Below are 22,004 nucleotides of genomic sequence, written 5' to 3' on the forward strand. Positions count from 1 at the left end.
TACGCTAGCAGTCAGAGGGCATTCTTATGTTAAATAAAGATTTAGAGCAGACGCTAAACGATGCGTTTATTTTTGCTAGAGAGCATCGTCATGAGTTTATGACAGTAGAACATTTATTGCTTGCCCTATTAGATAATAGTGCCGCTAAAGAGGCCTTAAAGGCATGTGGCGCTGATATTGAAGCGATAAAGCAAGAGCTTACCGATTTTGTCAAAGATACCACTCCTTTGTTGTTAGATGAGCAAGGAAATGAACGTGAAACTCAACCCACTTTAGGTTTTCAACGAGTTCTTCAAAGAGCGGTTTTCCATGTACAGTCCTCTGGTAAAGAAGAGGTGACAGGTGCCAATGTACTAGTGGCTATTTTCAGTGAACAAGAATCACAAGCTGTATATATTCTGAAAAAGTCCGATGTGACTCGATTAGACGTAGTTAATTTTATATCTCATGGTGTATCTAAAGTGGATGACGAATCAGCTTCAGCTGGTGAAACAGAACATGAACCTGAGCAGGAAGAGTCAGTATCTGTTCTAGATAAATATTCTACAAATCTTAATATCAGTGCTAAAGAAGGCAAGATCGATCCTTTAATAGGTCGAGATAAAGAGCTTGAACGCAGTATTCAAGTGTTATGTCGTCGTCGAAAGAATAATCCACTTTTAGTGGGAGAAGCTGGCGTTGGTAAAACTGCTATCGCTGAAGGTTTAGCCTATCGAATCGTTAATAATGATGTGCCAGAGGTAATCGCAGATGCAACGGTTCACTCTTTAGATATGGGAGCATTATTAGCAGGCACTAAATACCGAGGCGATTTCGAAAAGCGCCTCAAAGGTATTTTGAAAGAGTTATCAGAAAAACCTGATGCCATCCTATTTATTGATGAAATTCACACCATTATAGGGGCAGGGGCTGCGTCTGGCGGCGTTATGGATGCGTCTAACTTGCTTAAACCAAAATTGAGTAGTGGCGAACTTCGTTGTATTGGATCTACGACCTATCAAGAGTATCAAGGTATTTTTGAAAAAGACCGTGCATTAGCTCGTCGATTCCAAAAAGTAGATGTGGTTGAGCCGACGGTCGGTGATACTACTAAAATACTTATGGGGTTGAAGTCTCGTTATGAAGAACACCATAGTGTGCGTTTCACTCATAAAGCCATCCGTGCTGCTGCTGAGCTGTCTGCTAAATACATTAACGAACGTCATTTGCCTGATAAGGCCATTGATGTAATTGATGAGGCAGGGGCAAGCCAACGCTTATTACCAGCATCAAAACGGAAGAAAACAATTGGAGTAACTGACATTGAACAGATTATTTCAAAAATTGCGCGTATCCCAGAAAAATCAGTTTCAGCTTCAGATAAAGAAGTGCTCCAGAATTTAGATCGTGACCTTAAACTAGTGGTATTTGGTCAAGATGAAGCAATAGTAACCTTGACCGATGCAATACGTTTATCACGTTCAGGTTTAGGAAATGAGACTAAGCCCATAGGCAACTTTTTGTTTGCTGGACCAACAGGTGTCGGAAAAACAGAGGTGTCTGCTCAGTTAGCTAAAATTATGGGAGTTGAGTTGGTTCGCTTTGACATGTCTGAATATATGGAACGCCATGCAATTAGTCGTCTTATCGGGGCCCCACCCGGGTATGTTGGCTTTGATCAAGGTGGCCTGTTAACGGACGCAGTTATCAAACAACCCTACTCTGTGGTGTTACTTGATGAAATTGAAAAGGCCCATAGTGATATCTATAACATATTATTGCAGGTTATGGACCACGGTACCTTGACCGACAATAATGGTCGTAAGGTTGATTTTAGAAATGTAGTTTTAATAATGACCACGAATGCAGGTGTTCAAGAGACTATTCGTAACTCTATTGGATTTAAGCAGCAAGACCATAGTCATGACGCTATGTCTGAAATTAAAAAGTTATTTACACCTGAGTTCAGAAACAGGTTGGATGCGACAGTATGGTTTAATCATCTTGATAAAGACGTGATCCTGCAGGTGGTTGATAAATTCATTGTTGAATTACAAGTACAGTTGGATAATAAGGGGGTTTCCTTAGAGGTGACTACGCAGGCTCGCGAGTGGTTAGCCGATAAAGGGTATGACAAAAATATGGGCGCTCGCCCAATGGGACGTGTAATCCAGCAAGAAGTGAAAAAAGAATTAGCAAATGAGCTATTGTTTGGTCAACTGAGTCAAGGTGGCAGTGTTAAAATTGGTCTCAAAAAAGGCGAGCTAAGCTTTGAGTTCTTTTCTGACAGTAAAGAAAAACCTGAAGCCCTTAATTCTTAATTGGAATAACAGGGTTAAGGTATAAAAAAACCGATATCGTAAGATATCGGTTTTTTTGTGTCTCTTCATATAGCTTCTTGGGTTTATGAAAAAGCTATTATATCCTTTTATCTGGCACGATAGATGATACGACCTTTGCTTAGGTCATATGGGGTCATTTCGACTGTAACTTTGTCACCAGTCAAAATTCGAATATAGTTTTTACGCATCTTGCCAGATATATGCGCAGTCACCACGTGACCATTCTCTAGTTCAACTCGAAACATAGTATTTGGAAGGGTATCCAACACAGTGCCTTCCATTTCAATACAATCTTCTTTCGCCATCTAACTATGCTACCTCTAATCAATAAAATAAGTGTCAAAAAATGCCGCGCAGATTTTGCCCAATAAGCAGGTCAGTGTAAAGCTTTACACTGAACTTTTTGCAAATAGATGCCATTTATCTTCAAAAAAACGTTCATTGGGTAGAAAATTCTGTTTATAGCGCATTTTTTGACAGTTATCTATCTGGTAACCCAGATACAAAAACTCTTTATTCATGGACTTGGCTATCTCTATTTGCTTCAAAATTGCAAAGATGCCTAATGAACGCTTTTCTTCGCCTGGTTTAAAATAGGTATACATGGCTGATAATGATCTAAATAGATTGTCGGTAATGGCTACCGCAATTAACTCCTGTTGGTCATGAAATTCTATGAATAAAGTGTCTCCCCAAGGGCTAGGTACAAAACCTTGATACTGTTCTTCACTCGGTGGATACATACTGCCGTCTGCATGACGTTGGTTTATGTATGATGCAAACAAATCATAATATTCTGGCTTATCCAGCTCACTTATCTCTATTCGCAGGTCTTGATTGCGTTTAGCTATCCGTTTTTGACTTTTGGAAGGTTCAAATAAGGCGACAGGTAAGCGGATAGGCTCACATGCTTTACAAGTTTGACAGTGTGGGCGATAAACTTGTCCACCGCTGCGCCTAAAGCCCATACTAATTAAATAATCATATTGATGACGAGTTGGGGAGTTATCTGAGACTAAAACCAATATCTGCTCTTTTTCATCAGGCAAATAACTACATTGGTTTGGTTGAGTAATACCAAATTTCATATTCATGACTCAGTCCCTAAGAACCTAGGGATCCATTCACTTTCATGCATCCTCTTTTTGCTATCTTTTTCTAGTAGCTTCAAAAATTCACTTCGTGGGACTTCAATACATCCAAGGCTTTCTAAATGTGGATTTTGCATTTGGCAATCTATAAAGTTGCACTGGTTTGCTTGTAGCAACTTGACTAAGTTCATAAAAGCTAATTTAGATGCATTCGTTGCACGATGAAACATAGATTCACCACAAAAAACCTTACCAACTAAGACTCCGTATAGACCACCAACTAGATTTTGCTGTTGATCCCATACCTCAATTGAGTGGGCGTGCCCCTCCGTGTGAAGAAGTTTATAGGCATTTACCATTTGCTGTGTTATCCATGTACCTGAGTCATTTCTGGGAGTTGTAGCGCAGGCGTCTATTACTTCATTAAAATTTTTATTGACTGAAACGGCATAGCTGCAATTACGAGCAAATTTAGCTAAGCTTTTGCTACAGTTAAATTTGTCGAGTGGCAATACACCTCTTGGGTTAGGAGACCACCACATGATTGGTTCGTCTTGACTAAACCAAGGAAAAATTCCCTGTGAATATGCAAGTAGCAATCTCTTGGGGGATAAGTCACCACCAAAAGCTAATAAACCATTGGGGTCTTCCAGCGCAAAATCAGTATTTGGAAACTGTAATTTTGAGTTTAATTTAGTTAGCGTTAACATTTTCTAAAGTATTTTCTCCCAACAAAAAAAGGCCTCGTAAGAGGCCTTTAAGATAGCGCTTAAGAAGATATTATTCTATCGCGTCTAAGAATTTTTCAGCATCTAAAGCAGCCATACATCCAGTTCCTGCTGAGGTGATTGCTTGACGATAAATATGATCACTTACATCACCTGCAGCAAAAACACCTTCGACACTGGTTTGCGTTGCGTTGCCTTCGGTGCCGCTTTGGACTTTTATATAACCGTCTTTCATTTCAAGTTCACCTTCAAAAATAGCGGTGTTAGGTTGGTGACCAATGGCTATAAATAATCCCATTACGTCAACTTCTTCGGTTGCATCTGACTGTGTATCCTTGATACGTACACCTGTCACACCCATTTCGTCGCCCAATACTTCATCTAGCTGTCTATTTAAATGCAATACTACGTTACCATTTTTGGCTTTTTCCAATAAACGGTCTTCAAGAATTTTTTCACTACGGAAAGAGTCTCGTCTGTGAATTACATGCACTTCAGATGCAATGTTAGACAAGTAAAGAGCTTCTTCGACTGCTGTGTTTCCGCCACCTACTACTGCTACTTTTTGGTTACGATAAAAGAACCCATCGCATGTTGCACAGGCAGATACCCCTTTACCCATAAATGCGGTTTCAGACTCCATACCTAAATATTTCGCAGAAGCGCCAGTACAAATAATTAATGAATCACAAGTATAAGTACCTTGATCACCAGTTAGTGTAAATGGACGTTTTGATAAGTCGGCATTATTGATATGATCAAAAATAATTTCGGTATCAAATTTTTCGGCATGCTTTTGCATACGTACCATTAAATCTGGGCCTGTAAGGCCCTCAGGATCTCCAGGCCAGTTTTCAACTTCTGTAGTGGTAGTCAATTGTCCACCTTGCTGAATGCCTGTTAATAGCACAGGGTTTAAATTTGCTCTTGCTGCATAAACTGCGGCAGCATACCCCGCTGGACCTGATCCTAAAATTAATAATTTAACGTGTCGTGCTTCAGACATTTTACTCTCCACAAAATTGTCGAATATTTCTAATTGATAATCACTAAGTTTCTATGTGGGTAGACATGAGGGCATGTCTATTACTTTCAATGTTGCTTTAAAAAGTAATTACTATATTTAATTGTTTTTCTTATATTCTAGGACTAATAATCATTATGCCATTCTATATAACTTGAATGTGTTAGCAGATCGTTAATTAACTAGTTAAACTGCATTACCAACTATATAAGGAGCGTTACTTTGGCTCACACAATTAGTTCTATGCTTAAAGATGGTCAACAGTATTTGCAAACTTGGCCTATGCAAAAACAGTTGTATACAATGTTTCCTGAATGTCGTGTTATTTCTGCAACTAAATTATCAATTAAGGTTATGCCTGCATTAGCAGTGTTAACTGTTGCTACCCTAATTAATGTGCAAGGGTATGAAATGTTACCGCAAGCTTTAGCATTAGGTGCATTTTTTATGTCTCTACCGATGCAAGGACTGTTTTGGTTAGGGCATCGTGCTAATCAACCTTTGCCACCATCACTTAATTCTTGGTATTTAGATATCCATCATAAAATGCAGTTACATGGTTGCGCTTTACAAAGCCCAAGAGCAAAACCCCAATATAAAGAATTAGCTCGATTATTAAAAACAGCCTTTGATGAATTAGATAAAACCTTCGTTAAACGTTGGTTTTAAAGGCTTCTAATTAAACTAAGACTTTCGGAGAGTATTTTTACAACGCCTACAAATATAATTTTGTTTACCTTTTACCACTTTGTTGTGGCGTCTAATGCTTAATTCCACTGGGCCGCACTGACAATGATATAAGAATGTTTTCCCTGTGACTTTAGTAACATCCATTTGATGGCGTGTATTAGGCTGTAACTTGAATACATCAATCATAATAGATTGCCATTCTTTACCATGAGGTTTAACTCGACCAAATAGAGAATAGGTTAGTAGATGAGAGACTTCATGAGGGATCACCTCATTTATAAACGTATCCTGATTGTCCTTCAACAATACAGGGTTAAAACGCAACTCATTAGTTTGTAATCTAGCACTACCTGCTATTTTCCCCCTCTGGTTAAAGCGAATAGTGGGGCGTTCAAAGGAGCAGTTAAAATAGTCAGTAGCCGTTAAGTAACATTGCTCGATTTTTTGTATTACTAAACTATCAATATTTTGTGTTGATGTAGTCAAGGTAGCTAATGATTTTTCTTTCTTACTTTAAATGCTAATTATTGAATATTATTCACTCGTAACCTACTGTTTTTTTATATCGCGGCTTCAGCTTCTATACCTAATGTGTGAAATACTTTGTATTCCCCAAGCCGTAATTCTTTGTAAATTAATTTAATCAGTTAGGTACCTATATTTACTCTTGCATAATAGTTCTAAATCCGTACAATACGGCGGCCTTTTATCTGGCTTGGAACAGCCAGTTATAGAGGTAAAATAAGTTAACGTTAACGCTACAACGAGTTTGAGGCATATATGGTTACTATTCGTTTACAGCGTGGTGGCGCTAAAAAGCGTCCATTTTATCAAGTAGTGGTTGCAGACAGCCGTCGTTCACGCGATGGTCGTTTTATTGAAAACATTGGTTTTTTCAATCCAACAGCACAGGGCAGAGAAGAGCGTTTACGCTTAGACCTTGATCGTGTTGATCATTGGGTTGGGGTAGGCGCAGGCTTATCAGACCGTGTTGCACGCTTGGTAAAAGATGCACAAAAAGCAGCGGCTTAATTGCAGTTGCAGAAAAGGGTTTAAGAAATGAGTCATGCGTCTGATACGTCAGTAGACACATTAGTGATTGGCAAAATCGGTGCACCGTATGGTGTTAAAGGTTGGGTTAAAATCACCTCTTATACCCATGATTTAGACGGCGTGTTTGCTTACACTCCTTGGCTATTGGGTCAGGTGCAAGAAAGCAAAGAGTATGTCGTAGACCAGTGGCGAACCCACAATAAAGGTTTAGTTGCCAAACTGGTTGGGGTAGATACCCGAGATGATGCCGAGAGTATCAAAAATCTTGAGATTTCTATTAAAGCAGCAATGCTACCTCAATTAGATGATAACGACGTTTATTGGCGTGAATTAGTCGGCATGCAAGTTATTACCGATAAAGGTTATAACTTAGGTGTTATTAAAGAGTTATTCGAAACTGGCGCTAATGACGTTATGTTAGTCAAAGCTAATTTGAATGATGCTTTTGGTCAAAAAGAACGCATGATCCCTTATTTGATAGAGCAAGTGATCAAAAAAGTGGACCGGCAGGCGAAAACGGTCACAGTTGATTGGGATCCTGCATTTTAATGCAAGAACCTAATAGGGAGCCGAGTCGTTGGTTTGGTGTAATAAGTTTGTTTCCAGAAATGTTTCAAACGTTTACCCAGCAGGGAGTAGTAGGGCGAGCCGTGAAAAACGGACTGTTGCAAGTAGAGTGTTTTAATCCAAGAGACTTTACCCACGACAAACATCGCACTGTTGACGACCGACCATATGGTGGCGGACCCGGTATGCTGATGATGGTGCAGCCATTGACAGACGCTATTCTGGCAGCTAAACAAGCTGCAGGAAGAAAAACAAAAGTGATTTACCTTTCTCCCCAAGGGAAAAAGCTAGATCAAGCTGGTGTGAAGCAGCTTTCTGAAAATGAAAGTATGATTCTAGTTGCTGGTCGATATGAAGGTATCGATGAACGGGTAATACAAACGCAAGTTGACGAGGAATGGTCAATTGGTGATTACGTGTTAAGTGGCGGCGAATTACCTGCGATGATCTTAATGGATGCAGTATCAAGGTTTGTACCCGGTGTATTGGGCCATGAACAATCTGCTGAGCAAGACTCTTTTTGTCAAGGCTTATTGGATTGTCCGCACTATACCCGGCCAGAAAACTTGAACGGTGAGCTGGTTCCTAAGGTGTTATTGAGTGGTGATCACGAAAAAATCAGGCAGTGGCGTTTACAACAGTCGTTAGGTAGAACCTGGCAACGACGCCCTGAATTATTAAACGATCTAGCTCTGACTGAGGAGCAGCAAAAATTGTTAGATTTATATCTACAAACTTTGCCGCGGCATGATGACAGTTAATCTAGGATGAGAGGATATGATGACTAAAGTAAATCAAGATATCATCAAGAAAATTGAAGAAGCGCAGCTAAAAACTGACGTTCCAGCATTCGGTGCTGGTGACACAGTAGTTGTGCAAGTACGCGTTAAAGAAGGCGAAAAAGAACGTCTTCAGGCCTACGAAGGCGTTGTAATCGCTAAACGTAACCGTGGCCTACACTCTGCTTTTACAGTTCGTAAGATTTCTAACGGCGAAGGTGTTGAGCGTATATTCCAAACACACAGCCCGGCAATCAGTTCTATTGAAGTGAAACGTCGTGGTGCTGTTCGTCGCGCTAAACTTTACTACTTGCGTGAACGCTCTGGTCGTTCTGCACGTATTAAAGAGAAGCTAGGTTAATTTAATTTTTGCGTTACCGTTAACTTATAAGAAAACCCGCCTTTTGGCGGGTTTTTGCTTTTTAATAAGGTTACTAATCTTAAAGGTCTCATTTTGCCCCATAATCGAAACTTACATAAAAATGGTTACCCTATGGCACAACTTGTTGAGTCCTACCCAAGACTGAAAAAGTTTATAAAGAACAAAACTGATGGTGTACAGACCATTCAGTTTTCAGATCCTGACGCAGTAAAGGCTTTAAATGCCGCTTTATTGGCTCATTACTATCAAATACCAAACTGGGATATACCAACAGGCTATTTATGTCCTCCCATACCAGGTAGAGCAGACTATATTCATCATATTGCAGATTTACTTGCAGAAGGTCATGGTAATGAAGTTCCGACCGGTAAGGCCGTTCGAGGACTGGATATAGGGACAGGAGCAAACTTGATTTATCCTATGATAGGCGTTTCGGAGTACGACTGGCAATGGGTTGCTGCGGACATTGATGCGTTATCTATTAAAAGTGCAAGGGCAATAATTGATTCAAACTCTTCTTTAACAAGTTATATAGAGGTGCGTAAACAATCTAACGCATCAAATATCTTTTCTGGTGTTGTTCAACCCGGAGAGCATTATGCGTTTTGTATGTGTAACCCTCCTTTTCATAAAAGCGCAGCAGAAGCAGCGAAAGGGTCTGCACGCAAAAACTACAATCTAAACAAGCACAGTAATAAACGAGGCTCATCCCTTTCACAAAACACAATGACTCGACAGTTGAACTTTGCTGGGCAATCAAATGAGTTGTGGTGTGATGGCGGAGAGTTAAAGTTTATTCAAAGTATGATTAAACAGAGTACTGACTTTAAAACTCAAATAGAGTGGTTTACATGCTTAGTATCGAAAAAAGAACATCTAAATAAAATTAAGTTAAATTTAAAAAAAGCATATATTACAGATAGTAAGGTGATAAATATGTCACAAGGTCAAAAAATCAGTCGCTTCATCGCGTGGCGTTTTTGAGCAAGCTAAAGGAAGTACATAATGGCTGAGTTAACCGAAAAGCAAAAAATGTTATTGGGTGATGAATATTTTCCAAGTAATAAAGATTTACAGAAGGAGAGGGCGTTTGCGAAGCGTATATGTCACCAATTTAATCACCATGATATAGATGACCGAAAAGGTAGCCGTAAGCTAATTAAACAATTGTTTGGCGTTTGTGAAGGAGCTTGGATAGAACCCACCTTTTTTTGTGATTACGGTTATAACATTTCAACGGGAAGAAATTTTTATGCTAATCATGGTTTAGTGATTTTAGATGCCGCTACCGTAACAATTGGTGAAGATGTAATGATAGGTCCAGGGGTATTAATATCTACAGCCACCCATCCTCTAGACCCTGAGAAGCGAAAGCACGGAATTGAAATTGCACGCCCTATCAGTATTGGAAATAATGTCTGGATAGGCATGGGGGCAAAGATTTTAGATGGAGTGCAAATAGGTGATAACGCTGTCATTGCCGCTGGGGCGGTTGTAAATAAGAATATAACAGCAAACTCTCTAGTTGCCGGTGTCCCTGCAAAGTTGATTAAAAAACTATAAAGTCGCTAGAAACGCCTGAAAAACAGACACTTTTAAGGATGTTAACAATTAAAGCTTGTTGTTGATTTCAATAGCTGTTAAAAAGTCAATAATTCATAGTGAAATAAATTTTATTCTTGTGTAAATATAAGTGTACAGTGTTTTTGCTACTGATTAATTTGTATTGAGTTGGTAAATTTCGTTACTCAGTATTACCGTTATTTATATTTAAAAAGAGCCTAGTCATGTTAAGAGATAGCATAAACAACATAAACGTATCTTCTGAGGAGGTTTTAGTTACACCTCAAGCATTAAAAAATGAGCTTCCCGTAAGTCAGTCTGCTTTAGAAGTGATTCAATCTTCTAGAAAAGTAATTAGTGATATTTTGCATCGTGAAGATCATCGCTTTTTGGTTATCTGTGGACCTTGCTCAATTCATGATATCGAAGCAGCCAAAGAATATGCGTTAAAGCTAAAAGAGCTTCACGAAAGCTGTAAAGATACCTTGTATATAGTTATGAGAGTGTATTTTGAAAAACCAAGAACGACTGTAGGTTGGAAAGGATTAATTAATGACCCGCATATCAATGGGACTTTTGATATAGATGCGGGGCTTCGTAAGGCTAGAGAGCTCCTTATTTGGCTAGCTGAGTTAGAGCTACCAGTAGCAACGGAGGCTTTGGACCCAATTAGCCCCCAATACCTAGCAGAGTTATTCAGTTGGTCGGCTATTGGTGCTCGTACTTCTGAGTCACAAACCCATAGAGAGATGGCGAGTGGCTTATCAATGCCCGTAGGTTTTAAAAACGGAACTGATGGCAGTTTAGGGATTGCGATTAACGCTTTGCAATCAGCCGCATCAGGTCATAGCTTTATGGGAATAAATGGGGACGGCCAAGTTAGTGTTATAACTACTCAAGGTAATCCTGATGGACATGTTATTTTGCGAGGTGGCAAGCAACCTAATTACGATTCAGTATGTGTAGCTGATTGTGAGCAAGAGCTTGCGGATGCTAATTTAGATGCTGCTCTTGTAGTTGACTGCAGCCATGCAAACTCTAGTAAAGACTTTAAGCGTCAACCATTAGTCGCTCAGAACGTAGTTAATCAAATTCTAGAGGGTAACCGGTCTATTTTAGGAATAATGCTTGAGAGTCATTTAAATCATGGTAACCAAAGTAGCAATGGTAGAACCCCTGAAGAGCTCGATTATGGTGTATCTATTACAGATGGATGTATAAATTGGCCAACAACAGAAGAATTAATTAACCATATGCGAGATAAATTGATTACAGTACTACCCATGCGTTTAAATAAAGTGGACAACACTTAGCAGTAGGACATGTATGCCAGAGTTACCAAATCAGATAGATGAATTAAATGAAAGTATAGAAGTAATAGATAAACAGCTCGTTGAGCTTTTGGCGAAACGAGCTGAAATTACTACAAAGATTGGCGAGTATAAAAGTAAAGCTGGTTCCCCAATTTATGTAGCTGAAGCAGAAGCCCAAATCATTACTAACCGTAAAAGTGAAGCTAAAAGACAGGGGGTTTCTCCTGTCTTAATTGAAGATTTAATGCGTCGCATCATCCGGGAGTCCTACCATACACAAAGTGTAGAGTTTTTATGTACCAACCCAAGCATCAGAAAAGTGGTTATTGTGGGTGGGGCTGGTGCACTAGGTCGGATATTTGTAGATTTATTTGAACGCAGTGGTTATAAGGTCGCAGTCTTAGAACATAGTGACTGGGACAGGTCTGATACTATTTTAGAAAATGCTGGCTTAGTGCTCGTGGCTGTTCCCATTAAATTAACTGAAAGTGTTATAGCTCGTTTAACAAACCTGCCTGAAAATTGTATTTTGGCTGATATTACTAGTACAAAGCAGAAACCCTTAAACGCCATGCTAAATGCGCATCAAGGCCCTGTGGTTGGGCTGCATCCAATGTTTGGACCTGATGTGCCAAGTTTGGTTAAACAAGTCGTAGTAGTGTGTCACGGAAGAGAGTCAAAGCAGTATGAGTGGTTATTGCAACAAGTTAGAAATTGGGGGGGGGTATTACAACAGTGTGACGCTAAGGAACATGATGATGCTATGGTTTTTATACAAGTGATGCGACACTTCTGTAGTTTTGTATTTGGTTCTCACTTAGCCGGAGAAAATCCAGATTTGCAAAAATTAATTTCTTTGAGCTCACCAATATATAGACTAGAGTTAGCCATGGTTGGGAGATTATTTGCTCAAGCTCCTGCATTATATGCCGATATAATTTTTGATAATAAAGATAGTGTGGCCATGCTGACAGAATTTAGCGTGAAATTTAATCATGCTTTAGCTTTAGTAGAAAACAGTGATAAAGAAAAGTTCATTCAACAATTTACTAAAGTTAGTTCTTGGTTTGGTGACTATGCAAAACAAAGCCTTATTGATAGCAAACAGTTTTTATTAAAAGCTGACGATGGTCGTACATTAATTGAAAACTGCTAAACTTTAAAACTTATTTTCATAACTATCTTTCAGTATAAAAGTTGTTTTTAATAGTGTTAGCGCACATCACCTTCAAAGGGGGAGACCTGATGTCTCTAAAGTTACGATTATTACTAGCCACAATCTCATTAGTATTATGCTCTATCGTGTTGATGGGCGTTATTTCGGTCAATGTAGCGGTGCGAGAAGCTAACATAGCATTAACTGATTCTGCTAAGAACCGGTTGACCTCACAAAATGTGCAAACAGTTGAGGCGCTTGATGAATATTTCGATTTTATTACTTCACAAATTAAAACCAAGGCTTTTAACCTTTCTTTAGTTGAAGCCGCAGAAGCGTTTATCCCAGCTTACAATCAATATGCTTCAGATAGGGGGGAAGTTAATAGTGTTCAGTTTGAGCAGTTATCAAATTATTATTTATCTGATTTTACTAAGCAATATAATACCAGTAATTTAAATCCAATTATTAATGCTGCTGATGCGCTAAGTGAACTGAATAAAAACGCTTTAGCATTACAATATGATTTTATAGCTGCATCATCCTTTCCTTTAGGAGAAAAGGATGGGTTAACCAACCTAGGTAATAGCTCTGCTTATAGTCAAGTACATAGTAAATATCATCCTGATCTGCATAACTTTTTACAAGAATTTGGCTACTACGATATTTTTATAGCTGATATCAATAACGGTAATATTGTATACAGTGTTTTTAAAGAACTTGATTATGGAACGAGTATTAAAAATGGACCATATGCAAATTCTGGGATTGGATATGTATTTGATAAAGCTGTAAAAGCGACAGAGCCCGGTCAGGTTTTTTATAGTGATCTTAAAAAGTACAGGCCATCTTATGATGCCATTGCTGGTTTTGCTTCAACACCAATATTCTCTGATGGTAAACCTATCGCAGTGTTAATTTTTCAAATGCCTCTTGAGAAAATTAATGGTGTCTTGACTCACCATGAAAGTTGGGAAAAAAATGGGTTTGGTAAAACGGGGGAGACATATCTACTGAATAAAGAAGGCTATTTATTAAGTGAAAGTAGGTCCTTTATTGAAAACCAAAAGTACTACATAGAAAAGCTGAAGAAGACATCTCCTAGCGTTGCTAAAGAAATGGAAGCAAAAGGCACGACAGTAGGTTTACAGCCAGCAGAATCTGAAGCATCTCAAAGGGCCTTTGCTGGTGAGCGGGGGTTCGATAGGATGATTGATTATCATGATGTTGAAGTATTTTCATATTATTCACCAATAAAAATTGGAGAATTTAACTTTGCACTTTTGGCCGAAATGGAAGTGGAAGAAGCGTTAAAGTCGATTCCAATCGTTAAGAGTCATTTAATTACATCTACTTTAATCGAAAGTGTAGTAATTTTAGGCTTATCAATATTGGTTATACTTTGGTTTGCATCTAGGTTAATTAAACCGTTAGAAGAGCTGGGGAATACTTGTGAAGAGTTATCAGCGGGTGAAGGAGATTTAACTATTCAGCTTAAGGCTTCGGGCATTCCTGAAGTGGATAGAATTTCAGATGGTTTTAACACCTTTGTTCGACAAATTAGAGATATTATTGCGCAGATTAAAATTGATGCTGATAGTCTTTCTTCTGCATCTCAAGAGCTAACTGTTATAACTTCTGAAAGTTCAGATAAAACACAACACCAGCGAGACCAAACTCATATGGTTTCAACCGCCATGAAGCAGCTCAGTGAGGCTGTATCAGATGTAAGCAAGTCAACCCTCAAGACAAGTCAACAAAGTATTGATGCGCAATCTAGTTTACATGAAAATATGGAAAGAGCTGATTTAGCTGCCGACAATATTAAGTTATTGGTACAACTAATTGACGACTCAAGTTCCGTTATTTTCAACCTAAAAGATGAAGTAAATCAGATAACAACAGTATTAAATGTGATTACAAGTATTGCAGACCAAACTAACTTGTTAGCTCTAAACGCTGCTATTGAAGCCGCTCGGGCAGGAGAGGCAGGGCGCGGATTTTCAGTGGTCGCTGATGAAGTAAGGGCGTTGGCTACACGCTCTCGAGAAAGTACCATTGAAATATCTAATTTGGTCGAAGTAATGAATCAGTCTGCTAATAAATCAGTAAATTCAATGGAGCGAGCAACCGAAGCTGCGAGTGGAGGTATCCACTTAGTTGATTTGGTAACAATCGCATTAGATGAGTTATCAGAAAACCTTAAACAGGTATTGCAACTAACTGATACGGTTGCCACTGCGACTGAAGAGCAGTCTCATGCTTCTGCATCAGTCGTTCAAAGTGTTGAAAGCATCAGTGAACTGGCTAAAGATGTTGAATCAGGTTCTGAACAGACAAGTGAAGCCGCGCAAAGCCTAGCCAAAATTGCTGAGCAAACTAGAGAGTTGGTCGCTAGATTTAAAGTTTAAACTTTATAATTGTTATAGAAAAGCCTGATGATTAATCGTCAGGCTTTTTTGTTAACACTGTCCCGTCCTGAAATACGTTGACATAAAGAGGACTTCTTTATAGAAACATCAAATAATAAATACGCTAGACGCTCTATTTACTCAAAGATAAAACACCTAAGAGACCTGAAGAGGTCTTCGTTAGTGATATAACCTATGTGTAATCAAATGAAGGAGTCCATTATCTATCATTGGTCACAGATGCCTTCTCACGCAAAATCATAGGTTATCACTTGAGTAATGAAATGAAGGCTTCTGATGTCGTTAAAGCCCTCAATATGGCGATTAAAAATAGGCAGTATGACCATGATGCAATTCACCATTCTGACCGAGGATTGCAATACTGCTCTGCATTATATCAATCAGTCCTTGAGGCAAATAACATTAAGCCGTCGATGACAGATGGATATGATTGCTATCAAAATGCACTAGCCGAAAGAATAAACGGGATACTTAAACAAGAGTTCTTACTTTATCAATGTAATACACTTGATGAGCTAAAAGTATTGGTAAGAGAATCGATAAGCATCTACAACGAGATGAGGCCGCACTTGAGTTTAGATATGAACACACCTAGCAATGTGCATGTAATAGAAAGCCAGCAAAAAATGCTGGCTTAAAAACCGTCAACTTATTCTAGGACGGGACAACAGTTTGATTTACAAAGCGGTAGCTACAAGTAGTAATTACTCAGCTAATGCTGTAACTGCTGCAACCTTTGTAGGGCTTACTTCTTCGCTAGGGTAACACCCTAATACTTTGAAATAACGCGTCATTGACTGCAAGGTTTCCAATACACTTTGCATTGGGCCATCCTGTATATTACCTTCAACATCTAGATAAAACATCTCTTCCCAAGGATTGCCTGTAATTGGTCTTGATTCCAGCTTAGTCATATTGATATTGTTATCTCGCAGTACCATAAGCGCTTCTACTAATGAGCCTGGCTTTTGTACGGTAGACATAACTAAGGTTGTTTTCGCTGGTACTTGTAATGGTACATTGACACTTTTTCTAGCGACTACAAAAAATCTACTGTGGTTTTCTTTTTGGTTGGCAAGGTTGGACTGAATTGCATGTAACCCATATAATCTTCCCCCGGTTTCACTCCCCATAGCGGCCGCATTTTCTGACTTAAGTTCCGCCACTCTTAACATAGCTGCAGAAGTGCTGTCACAAGGTTTTACTTCAACATTGCCCAGTTCTGCCAAAAAGTGGCTACATTGCGCGAAAACCTGTGGGTGCGCATAAAGGGTTTTTATGTTACTTATATCAGTATCGGTAGACACCAATAACGCATGGTTTATAGGGTGTGTGAGCTCACCAATAATAGATAAATTGGTATGTTGTAATTGGTCGTATACTTCATTGATACTGCCTGATGAAGTGTTTTCTATTGGAAGTACAGCATAATCAGCTTCGTTAGTTTCTACTTTGGAAATGATCTCAGAAAAACTGTGGCAACCAATCTCTAATAGCTCACCTGGTCGTCTAGAAAAATATTTTTGTGTTGCTAAATAACTGTATGAACCTTTATCGCCCAAGAATGCAACTCTGTTTAAAGGAAGTGTACTTCCTGGGTTGGCTCTTGCGGCTAATAAGGCTTGCTGATTTAAAACTGAATCTTCAATGATTACATGGAAAAGCTGGGTCACATAGTGAGCATCCAGTCCATTTTTTTTGCCTTCTTTTATTAGTCTAATCAAAAGCTGTTCTTCCCGTTTTTGATCTCGTACCGGGATATGGTTTTTAATTTTTGTTTCTGCAACTTGGTTAGTATATTTTTGACGCGTTGCCAAAAAAGTTAACAATTGGGTGTCAAGTTCAGTGATTTTGATTCTAAGTTCTTCTAATTCTGATGATGGCATAGTGCTCACTTGTTTATTTCGAAAAATAACCCCGGTTCAGGCTAATCATCTTGCTACTAGACTCTTCGATGTAGATGACAAATAACGTTGTTTTATGGAGTGGAGATAGAGATATTTCCCATAAATTTACAAAATTTATCTAATATAAGTCAATCTTTTACTTAAGGTTAATTTTGTGTTTTTTGATGATTTGAGAATAACGCTCAAATCATCAAAATGTAGTTAACACTTAGCATTAATTATTTAATAAAGAAGCCAACATTGAGCGAACCTCATTTACCTCAAAAGGTTTATCACATAACGCGTTTACACCTGTTTGATGGATATTGGCCATATGTAAGCTCGATGTAGATTCACTAGTAACCATGATAATAGGGATATGTGCTGTATCTGGATTGAAACGAATAAATTCTGACAGTTCTCGGCCATCCATTTCTGGCATATTATAATCGGTTACCACTAAGTCAAAAGTATTGTCCTTTAGTAAGGTTAGAGCTTGAGCTCCGTTTTCAGCCTGTTCAATTTTTTGTAACCCTAGGCTATTTAGCACTCGACAAATGTGATTTCTGGCCAGTTTACTATCATCTACTAGAAGGACTCGTACCTCGTGAATATCAAACAGCTCTAAATCCAATTCTTCTGAGTTGATTAAATCGAGGGATGCGTTTAATGCTTTTGATAAATTTTCTGGAGTAAATGGCTTCGGAAGAATAGCAGCGACACCTGATTGTTTAAACTCTTCGAGCTTTTCAACTCTATTTTCACTGGATATCAACATAAAAGGAATAGATGCTAATGATTCATCACTTTTGATTTGTTTAATAATATCTAAGCCTGAGCCATCTTCGAAGTACATTGCACTAACTACTAAGTCTGCACCGTGTTTAGAGACTGCTTCCATTGCTTCCTTAACACAACTAACAGCTTCTACTTGCAGAATATCTGCCGCTGCCAATTGCTTGGTGATTATTTTTCGTTGTGTATCTGAAGGCTCTACTAGAATTATACTGACCTCTGATAAAGATATGTTATACATTGATACTCCAATTAATTATAGGTTAACCGCCTGCTAGCTTTACATTATGACCTAGTTGTTCAAGGCTTGTCTTTATTTTATCCCTATTATCTCCTTGAATTTCAATAACCCCTTCTTTTACCGCTCCTCCAGTGCCACACATTTTTTTCAATTTAGTACACAGGGCTTTAATTTCTTCTGTGGATAGTGGTAATCCACTAATTGTAGTTACCCCTTTTCCTTTTCTACCTTTTGTTTCTCTGCGTATACGTACTACCCCGTCAGTTTTTAGTGGCGTTTTATTTGTGGGTTGCGTGGAAATTCGTCCGGTTTCTGTACTATAAACTAGGTTATTATTACTCATGCAATTAATATCTCATGTTGTTTTTTAGTTATTTTATAAAAAAAATGTTATTGATTGTAGGAAAAGCTGGAAAACTATTATTTAATGACCTTGTAGGGTTTAGCCTTTAAAAGTAACGGAGTTTTATATGAGTTTAGAACGTGAGTTCTCAGAGGATAAAAAGCAGTTAACTATAATGATGAGCGAAAGGTTTGATTTTAGCCTAGTACAGGAGTTTAGGTCTGCCTATTCAAACGATACTGATACTGTAAACGCCATAGTCGTTGATTTACAAGTTACTGAATATATGGACAGTTCAGCGCTAGGGATGTTATTAAATATGCAAAAAGTCCTAGATAAACAGGTCTCAAGTTACAAAATTACAAACTGTCGGCCGCAAGTCCTTAAAATATTGAGAATTGCTCGGTTCAGTAAAAAATTCAATATTTGTTAATCTAATATGCGTATTTTAGTTGTAGATGATGACTCCTTAAATAGGTTTCTGTTGATGCATATGCTTGAGCAGCAAGGCTATACGGATACACTTGAGGCTGCAGACGGCATAACTGCTATTAAGCTCGCAGAGCAGTTTCAACCTGATCTTATTTTATTAGACGTTATCATGCCCGGTATGGACGGCTATGAGGTAGCTAAAATATTAAAACATGAAGCCGGTGATATTTATCTTCCTATTATTTTCATTACTGGATTAGACAATGAATCTGCATTAGTTAAATGTCTAGAAGTAGGTGGAGACGACTTTGTTGCTAAACCTTTTGATAAAGTAGTTTTGTCAGCAAAAATTCGTGCTCATGCCAGAACACGTCAATTAAGTAGAAAAGCCTACGAGCAAAATAAACAGTTAACATTTTACCAGAATGCCATCGAACGAGAACACCAAATAGTAGAACATATATTCAGTAATGCTTTGGCTACAGATGAGTTTTATACTGACTATATTGATCATTGCCTTGAACCTGCAACTGACTTTAATGGCGATTTATTTTTAGCTTGCGCTAGTCCTACAGGAGGGTTTTATTTTTTAATAGGTGACTTTACTGGTCATGGATTAGCATCTGCTATCGGCGCAATACCTGTTTCTCAAGCTTTCCAAGCAATGTCTAGGAAAGGTTTGTCATTGATGGAAATGGCTGAAACAATTAATAAAATCTTATTGTCATTGCTACCGGATGAAATGTTTTTTGCTGCATTAATCGTCGAAGTCAGCTGTACTGGTAAGCATATCGACGTATGGAATGGGGGAATGCCAGCCTTACTATTACAAGATACTAACGGTGATATTGTAAACCGCTATGAGTCAAGGCACATGGCGTTAGGTATTTTAGAAGTGCACGAATTTGAATCAGAAGTTGAGCGTAGTGAAATTAGCTATGGACAAAGATTAATTGGCTTTAGTGATGGGATTGTTGAGTTGCAAACACCTTCAGGTGAGATGTTAGGGGAGTCTGGTTTTGAAACTTGGTTAGTCGAGAAACCAGGTATAGATATCAAAGAGCTGTTAACTAAAGCTGATTGCTTTTTGGCTGGGGAAGAGCGAAAAGATGATGTCACTATGGTCATTTATACTAGTCAAATGCTAGAACCAGTTACTAGAGTCGCTGACGAGTCTAAGCTACCAATAAAGATTACTAGTAAAATTCCCCCCGAATACATGAAAATTTCCGACCCAATTATTGAATTGGTTAATATTGTTACAAATGAATTAGGTCTGTTTGGTATCCACTCTGAGTTGTTTACGATTTTAAGCGAGTTGTATAACAATGCTTTGGAACATGGGCTATTGAATTTAGACTCTAGCCTTAAACAAAGTGAAGATGGATTTTTAGAATACTATAGTTTACGTGAGCAAAAGCTTGCATCTCTTGAAAATGCATTTATTGAAATCACCATAGAGTACTTTCCTGAGCACAAAAAGCTGGGTTTGCAAATAGTGGATTCAGGGAAAGGTTTTGATCATGCAAAAACAACAGAGGTAACTTCAGTTGAAAATGCATACGGGCGCGGTATTTCGTTAGTAAAAGAGTTATGTGAGTCGGTAAAATATAGTAATCACGGTAATACCGTAGATGTAATGTTTGCACTCTAATGGAGAATAATAATTGTCAAATTTTGAATTGAGAGTATCGAAGGTCACAGACTTATCGACTTTGGTTGAATTTAATCAAATGATGGCCTTTGAAACAGAGCAGAAGAAACTGGATGAAGCCACACTTAAAAAAGGTGTAGCGGCACTTTTGGAGGATAACAGCAAGGGGTTTTATCTTGTCGCTGAACAAGCCGGAAAAGTCGTCGCAAGTCTTATGGTAACTACTGAGTGGAGCGACTGGCGTAATAGCACTTTTTGGTGGATACAAAGTGTTTATGTGATACCTGAAGCAAGACGGCAGGGTTTATATTCTGCTCTATATAATCAAGTAAAGAAACTTGCCAAAGAACAACAGGTGTGTGGTTTTAGATTGTATGTTGAGAAAGAAAATAAAGTTGCTCAAAAAACCTATGAGTCTCTCGGTATGAGCGAGAGTCATTATTTGATGTTTGAAGAATAGTCAAATCTTTATTGAGAATGATTCTCAACTAGATTAAAGTTATTGATAATAAATAGTTTTAGTGAATTTAAAGGTATCTCTTGAAAAAAATTATAGCCAGTATTTTTGTTGTTTCGTCTATCATGTCACCACTCGTTTTAGCTGAGCAAGTTAATCTATACTCTGCACGCAAAGAAGCCTTGATTAAACCCTTATTAGATAAGTTTACTGAAGAAACAGGTATCTCAGTTAATTTAGTAACAGGTAAAGCAGACAATCTCATCACTAGGCTGGCTAAAGAAGGTAAATACAGCCCTGCTGATTTATTATTGACCACGGATGTAGGTCGCTTATATAGAGCTAAGCAACAAGGGCTAACTCAGACCATCAATTCAACAGATGCTATTGCCTCTGTGCCAAATAATTTTCGTGACTCACAGGGCCATTGGGTAGGCTTATCTTTACGAGCTAGACCTATTATGGTTTCTACTGAAAGGCTCGATGCCAGTGCAATTAAAAGTATTGAAGATCTTATTAAGCCTGAATGGAAAGGGCGCATATGTATTCGTAGTTCTAACAATATCTATAACCAGTCTATGGTTGCATCACTAATTAGTCAGTTGGGTGAAGAGCAAACCCAAGCTTGGGTCGATCAATTTGTTAAAAATTTTGCTCGACCGCCTCAAGGTGGTGACAGGGATCAAATTAAAGCTGTAGCTGCTGGTCAATGTGACCTAGCTATTGCTAATACTTATTACTTAGCTGGAATGTTGACTTCCAATGATGAAGCCACAAAGGTGCAGGCTCAAAAAGTCGAAGTTGTGTGGCCAAATCAGAGTGACCGAGGTGCACATATTAATATTTCTGGTGTAGCGTTAGCGAAATATGCCCCTAACGCCAAGGCTGCTTTAAAGTTAGTTGACTTTTTGCTAAGTGCTCAGTCTCAGCAGTGGTACGCTATGACTAACCATGAGTATCCAATTTTACCAAATGTAACATGGAGTGACGTATTGAAAAATTTTGGTGATTTTAAAATGGAACAAGTACCTATGACTCAATTAGGTGAGTTGAATACTGAAGCCGTGAAAATTATGGACCGTGCTGGGTGGAAATAA

Annotated in this window: 23 protein-coding genes and 1 pseudogene; 16 read left to right on the top strand and 8 right to left on the bottom strand. The window is 38.4% G+C overall.

The genetic code is table 11. From position 1 onward, the window contains the following. Window positions 1-26: 26 nt before the first annotated feature. Window positions 27-2,300, top strand: coding sequence for an ATP-dependent Clp protease ATP-binding subunit ClpA (gene clpA, locus EOK74_RS12160; RefSeq protein WP_133470295.1), 2,274 nt, complete (start codon window positions 27-29; stop codon window positions 2,298-2,300). Between the two features lie 107 nt (window positions 2,301-2,407). On the opposite strand, the gene infA is transcribed toward clpA, so the two are convergent. The 4 genes from infA to trxB all read right to left on the bottom strand — a co-directional run bounded on the left by infA (window position 2,408) and on the right by trxB (window position 5,146). Then, a complete protein-coding gene (infA, locus tag EOK74_RS12165) occupies window positions 2,408-2,626 on the bottom strand; it encodes a translation initiation factor IF-1 (RefSeq protein ID WP_006010397.1) in 219 nt (72 codons plus the stop codon). Between the two features lie 84 nt (window positions 2,627-2,710). Next, complete coding sequence (locus tag EOK74_RS12170) at window positions 2,711-3,409, bottom strand: arginyltransferase (protein ID WP_166638761.1); 699 nt, start codon at window positions 3,407-3,409, stop codon at window positions 2,711-2,713. 2 nt (window positions 3,410-3,411) lie between these two features. Then, the gene (gene aat, locus EOK74_RS12175) at window positions 3,412-4,122 is read right to left on the bottom strand and encodes a leucyl/phenylalanyl-tRNA--protein transferase (RefSeq protein ID WP_133470297.1); all 711 of its coding nucleotides are present in this window, start codon (window positions 4,120-4,122) and stop codon (window positions 3,412-3,414) included. A 70-nt stretch (window positions 4,123-4,192) separates the two neighbouring features. Next, the gene (gene trxB / locus EOK74_RS12180; protein ID WP_133470298.1) at window positions 4,193-5,146 is read right to left on the bottom strand and encodes a thioredoxin-disulfide reductase; all 954 of its coding nucleotides are present in this window, start codon (window positions 5,144-5,146) and stop codon (window positions 4,193-4,195) included. A gap of 240 nt (window positions 5,147-5,386) precedes the next feature. Here trxB and yfbV point away from each other — a divergent pair, with 240 nt between their 5' ends. Further along, on the top strand, window positions 5,387-5,833 hold the full coding sequence (yfbV, locus tag EOK74_RS12185; protein ID WP_133470299.1) for a terminus macrodomain insulation protein YfbV: 447 nt from the start codon (window positions 5,387-5,389) through the stop codon (window positions 5,831-5,833). A 15-nt stretch (window positions 5,834-5,848) separates the two neighbouring features. Here the strand turns inward: yfbV and EOK74_RS12190 are convergent, their stop codons facing one another. After that, on the bottom strand, window positions 5,849-6,340 hold the full coding sequence (locus EOK74_RS12190; protein WP_133470300.1) for a SprT family zinc-dependent metalloprotease: 492 nt from the start codon (window positions 6,338-6,340) through the stop codon (window positions 5,849-5,851). Window positions 6,341-6,634: 294 nt separating this feature from the next. On the opposite strand from EOK74_RS12190, the gene rpsP reads away from it, so the two are divergent. The 10 genes and pseudogenes from rpsP to EOK74_RS12240 all read left to right on the top strand — a co-directional run. Continuing rightward, window positions 6,635-6,886 (top strand): 30S ribosomal protein S16, encoded by a 252-nt coding sequence (gene rpsP, locus EOK74_RS12195; RefSeq protein ID WP_133470301.1) that lies wholly within the window; start codon window positions 6,635-6,637, stop codon window positions 6,884-6,886. 27 nt (window positions 6,887-6,913) lie between these two features. Continuing rightward, window positions 6,914-7,456 carry a ribosome maturation factor RimM gene (gene rimM / locus EOK74_RS12200; RefSeq protein ID WP_133470302.1) on the top strand — a complete coding sequence of 181 codons (543 nt, stop codon included), beginning with the start codon at window positions 6,914-6,916 and terminating at the stop codon, window positions 7,454-7,456. Next, window positions 7,456-8,235 carry a tRNA (guanosine(37)-N1)-methyltransferase TrmD gene (gene trmD, locus EOK74_RS12205; protein ID WP_133470303.1) on the top strand — a complete coding sequence of 260 codons (780 nt, stop codon included), beginning with the start codon at window positions 7,456-7,458 and terminating at the stop codon, window positions 8,233-8,235. The genes rimM and trmD overlap by 1 nt, the downstream gene beginning before the upstream one ends. A 19-nt stretch (window positions 8,236-8,254) precedes the next feature. Then, entirely contained in the window at window positions 8,255-8,614 is a 360-nt protein-coding gene (gene rplS / locus EOK74_RS12210; protein WP_133470472.1) for a 50S ribosomal protein L19, read from the top strand. A gap of 93 nt (window positions 8,615-8,707) precedes the next feature. Beyond that, window positions 8,708-9,619 carry a 23S rRNA (adenine(1618)-N(6))-methyltransferase RlmF gene (gene rlmF, locus EOK74_RS12215; protein ID WP_133470304.1) on the top strand — a complete coding sequence of 304 codons (912 nt, stop codon included), beginning with the start codon at window positions 8,708-8,710 and terminating at the stop codon, window positions 9,617-9,619. A 21-nt stretch (window positions 9,620-9,640) separates the two neighbouring features. Then, a complete protein-coding gene (locus EOK74_RS12220) occupies window positions 9,641-10,198 on the top strand; it encodes a sugar O-acetyltransferase (protein WP_133470305.1) in 558 nt (185 codons plus the stop codon). Window positions 10,199-10,422: 224 nt separating this feature from the next. Further along, the gene (locus tag EOK74_RS12225) at window positions 10,423-11,511 is read left to right on the top strand and encodes a 3-deoxy-7-phosphoheptulonate synthase (protein ID WP_133470306.1); all 1,089 of its coding nucleotides are present in this window, start codon (window positions 10,423-10,425) and stop codon (window positions 11,509-11,511) included. 13 nt (window positions 11,512-11,524) lie between these two features. Beyond that, window positions 11,525-12,667, top strand: a complete 1,143-nt coding sequence (gene tyrA, locus EOK74_RS12230) for a bifunctional chorismate mutase/prephenate dehydrogenase (RefSeq protein ID WP_133470307.1) — start codon at window positions 11,525-11,527, stop codon at window positions 12,665-12,667. Between the two features lie 89 nt (window positions 12,668-12,756). Further along, window positions 12,757-15,078 (top strand): methyl-accepting chemotaxis protein, encoded by a 2,322-nt coding sequence (locus EOK74_RS12235; protein WP_133470308.1) that lies wholly within the window; start codon window positions 12,757-12,759, stop codon window positions 15,076-15,078. Between the two features lie 137 nt (window positions 15,079-15,215). Next, window positions 15,216-15,737: pseudogene (locus EOK74_RS12240) on the top strand (IS3 family transposase); the annotation flags it as partial. A gap of 66 nt (window positions 15,738-15,803) precedes the next feature. Here the strand turns inward: EOK74_RS12240 and pheA are convergent. The 3 genes from pheA to yciH all read right to left on the bottom strand — a co-directional run bounded on the left by pheA (window position 15,804) and on the right by yciH (window position 18,364). Next, window positions 15,804-16,985 carry a prephenate dehydratase gene (gene pheA / locus EOK74_RS12245; protein ID WP_133470309.1) on the bottom strand — a complete coding sequence of 394 codons (1,182 nt, stop codon included), beginning with the start codon at window positions 16,983-16,985 and terminating at the stop codon, window positions 15,804-15,806. A 235-nt stretch (window positions 16,986-17,220) separates the two neighbouring features. Beyond that, window positions 17,221-18,021 (bottom strand): response regulator, encoded by an 801-nt coding sequence (locus EOK74_RS12250; protein WP_133470310.1) that lies wholly within the window; start codon window positions 18,019-18,021, stop codon window positions 17,221-17,223. A gap of 22 nt (window positions 18,022-18,043) precedes the next feature. After that, the gene (gene yciH / locus EOK74_RS12255; RefSeq protein WP_133470311.1) at window positions 18,044-18,364 is read right to left on the bottom strand and encodes a stress response translation initiation inhibitor YciH; all 321 of its coding nucleotides are present in this window, start codon (window positions 18,362-18,364) and stop codon (window positions 18,044-18,046) included. Between the two features lie 127 nt (window positions 18,365-18,491). Here yciH and EOK74_RS12260 point away from each other — a divergent pair, with 127 nt between their 5' ends. From EOK74_RS12260 to EOK74_RS12275, 4 genes are all read left to right on the top strand, one after another. After that, window positions 18,492-18,797, top strand: coding sequence for an STAS domain-containing protein (locus EOK74_RS12260; protein WP_133470312.1), 306 nt, complete (start codon window positions 18,492-18,494; stop codon window positions 18,795-18,797). Between the two features lie 6 nt (window positions 18,798-18,803). Beyond that, window positions 18,804-20,450 carry a fused response regulator/phosphatase gene (locus EOK74_RS12265; RefSeq protein ID WP_133470313.1) on the top strand — a complete coding sequence of 549 codons (1,647 nt, stop codon included), beginning with the start codon at window positions 18,804-18,806 and terminating at the stop codon, window positions 20,448-20,450. A gap of 79 nt (window positions 20,451-20,529) precedes the next feature. Beyond that, window positions 20,530-20,910, top strand: coding sequence for a GNAT family N-acetyltransferase (locus tag EOK74_RS12270; protein WP_133470473.1), 381 nt, complete (start codon window positions 20,530-20,532; stop codon window positions 20,908-20,910). Between the two features lie 122 nt (window positions 20,911-21,032). Then, the gene (locus tag EOK74_RS12275; RefSeq protein WP_133470474.1) at window positions 21,033-22,004 is read left to right on the top strand and encodes an extracellular solute-binding protein; all 972 of its coding nucleotides are present in this window, start codon (window positions 21,033-21,035) and stop codon (window positions 22,002-22,004) included.

Source organism: Paraglaciecola marina (assembly GCF_004360155.1).
In the GTDB taxonomy this organism is placed as follows: Bacteria; Pseudomonadota; Gammaproteobacteria; order Enterobacterales; family Alteromonadaceae; genus Paraglaciecola; species Paraglaciecola marina.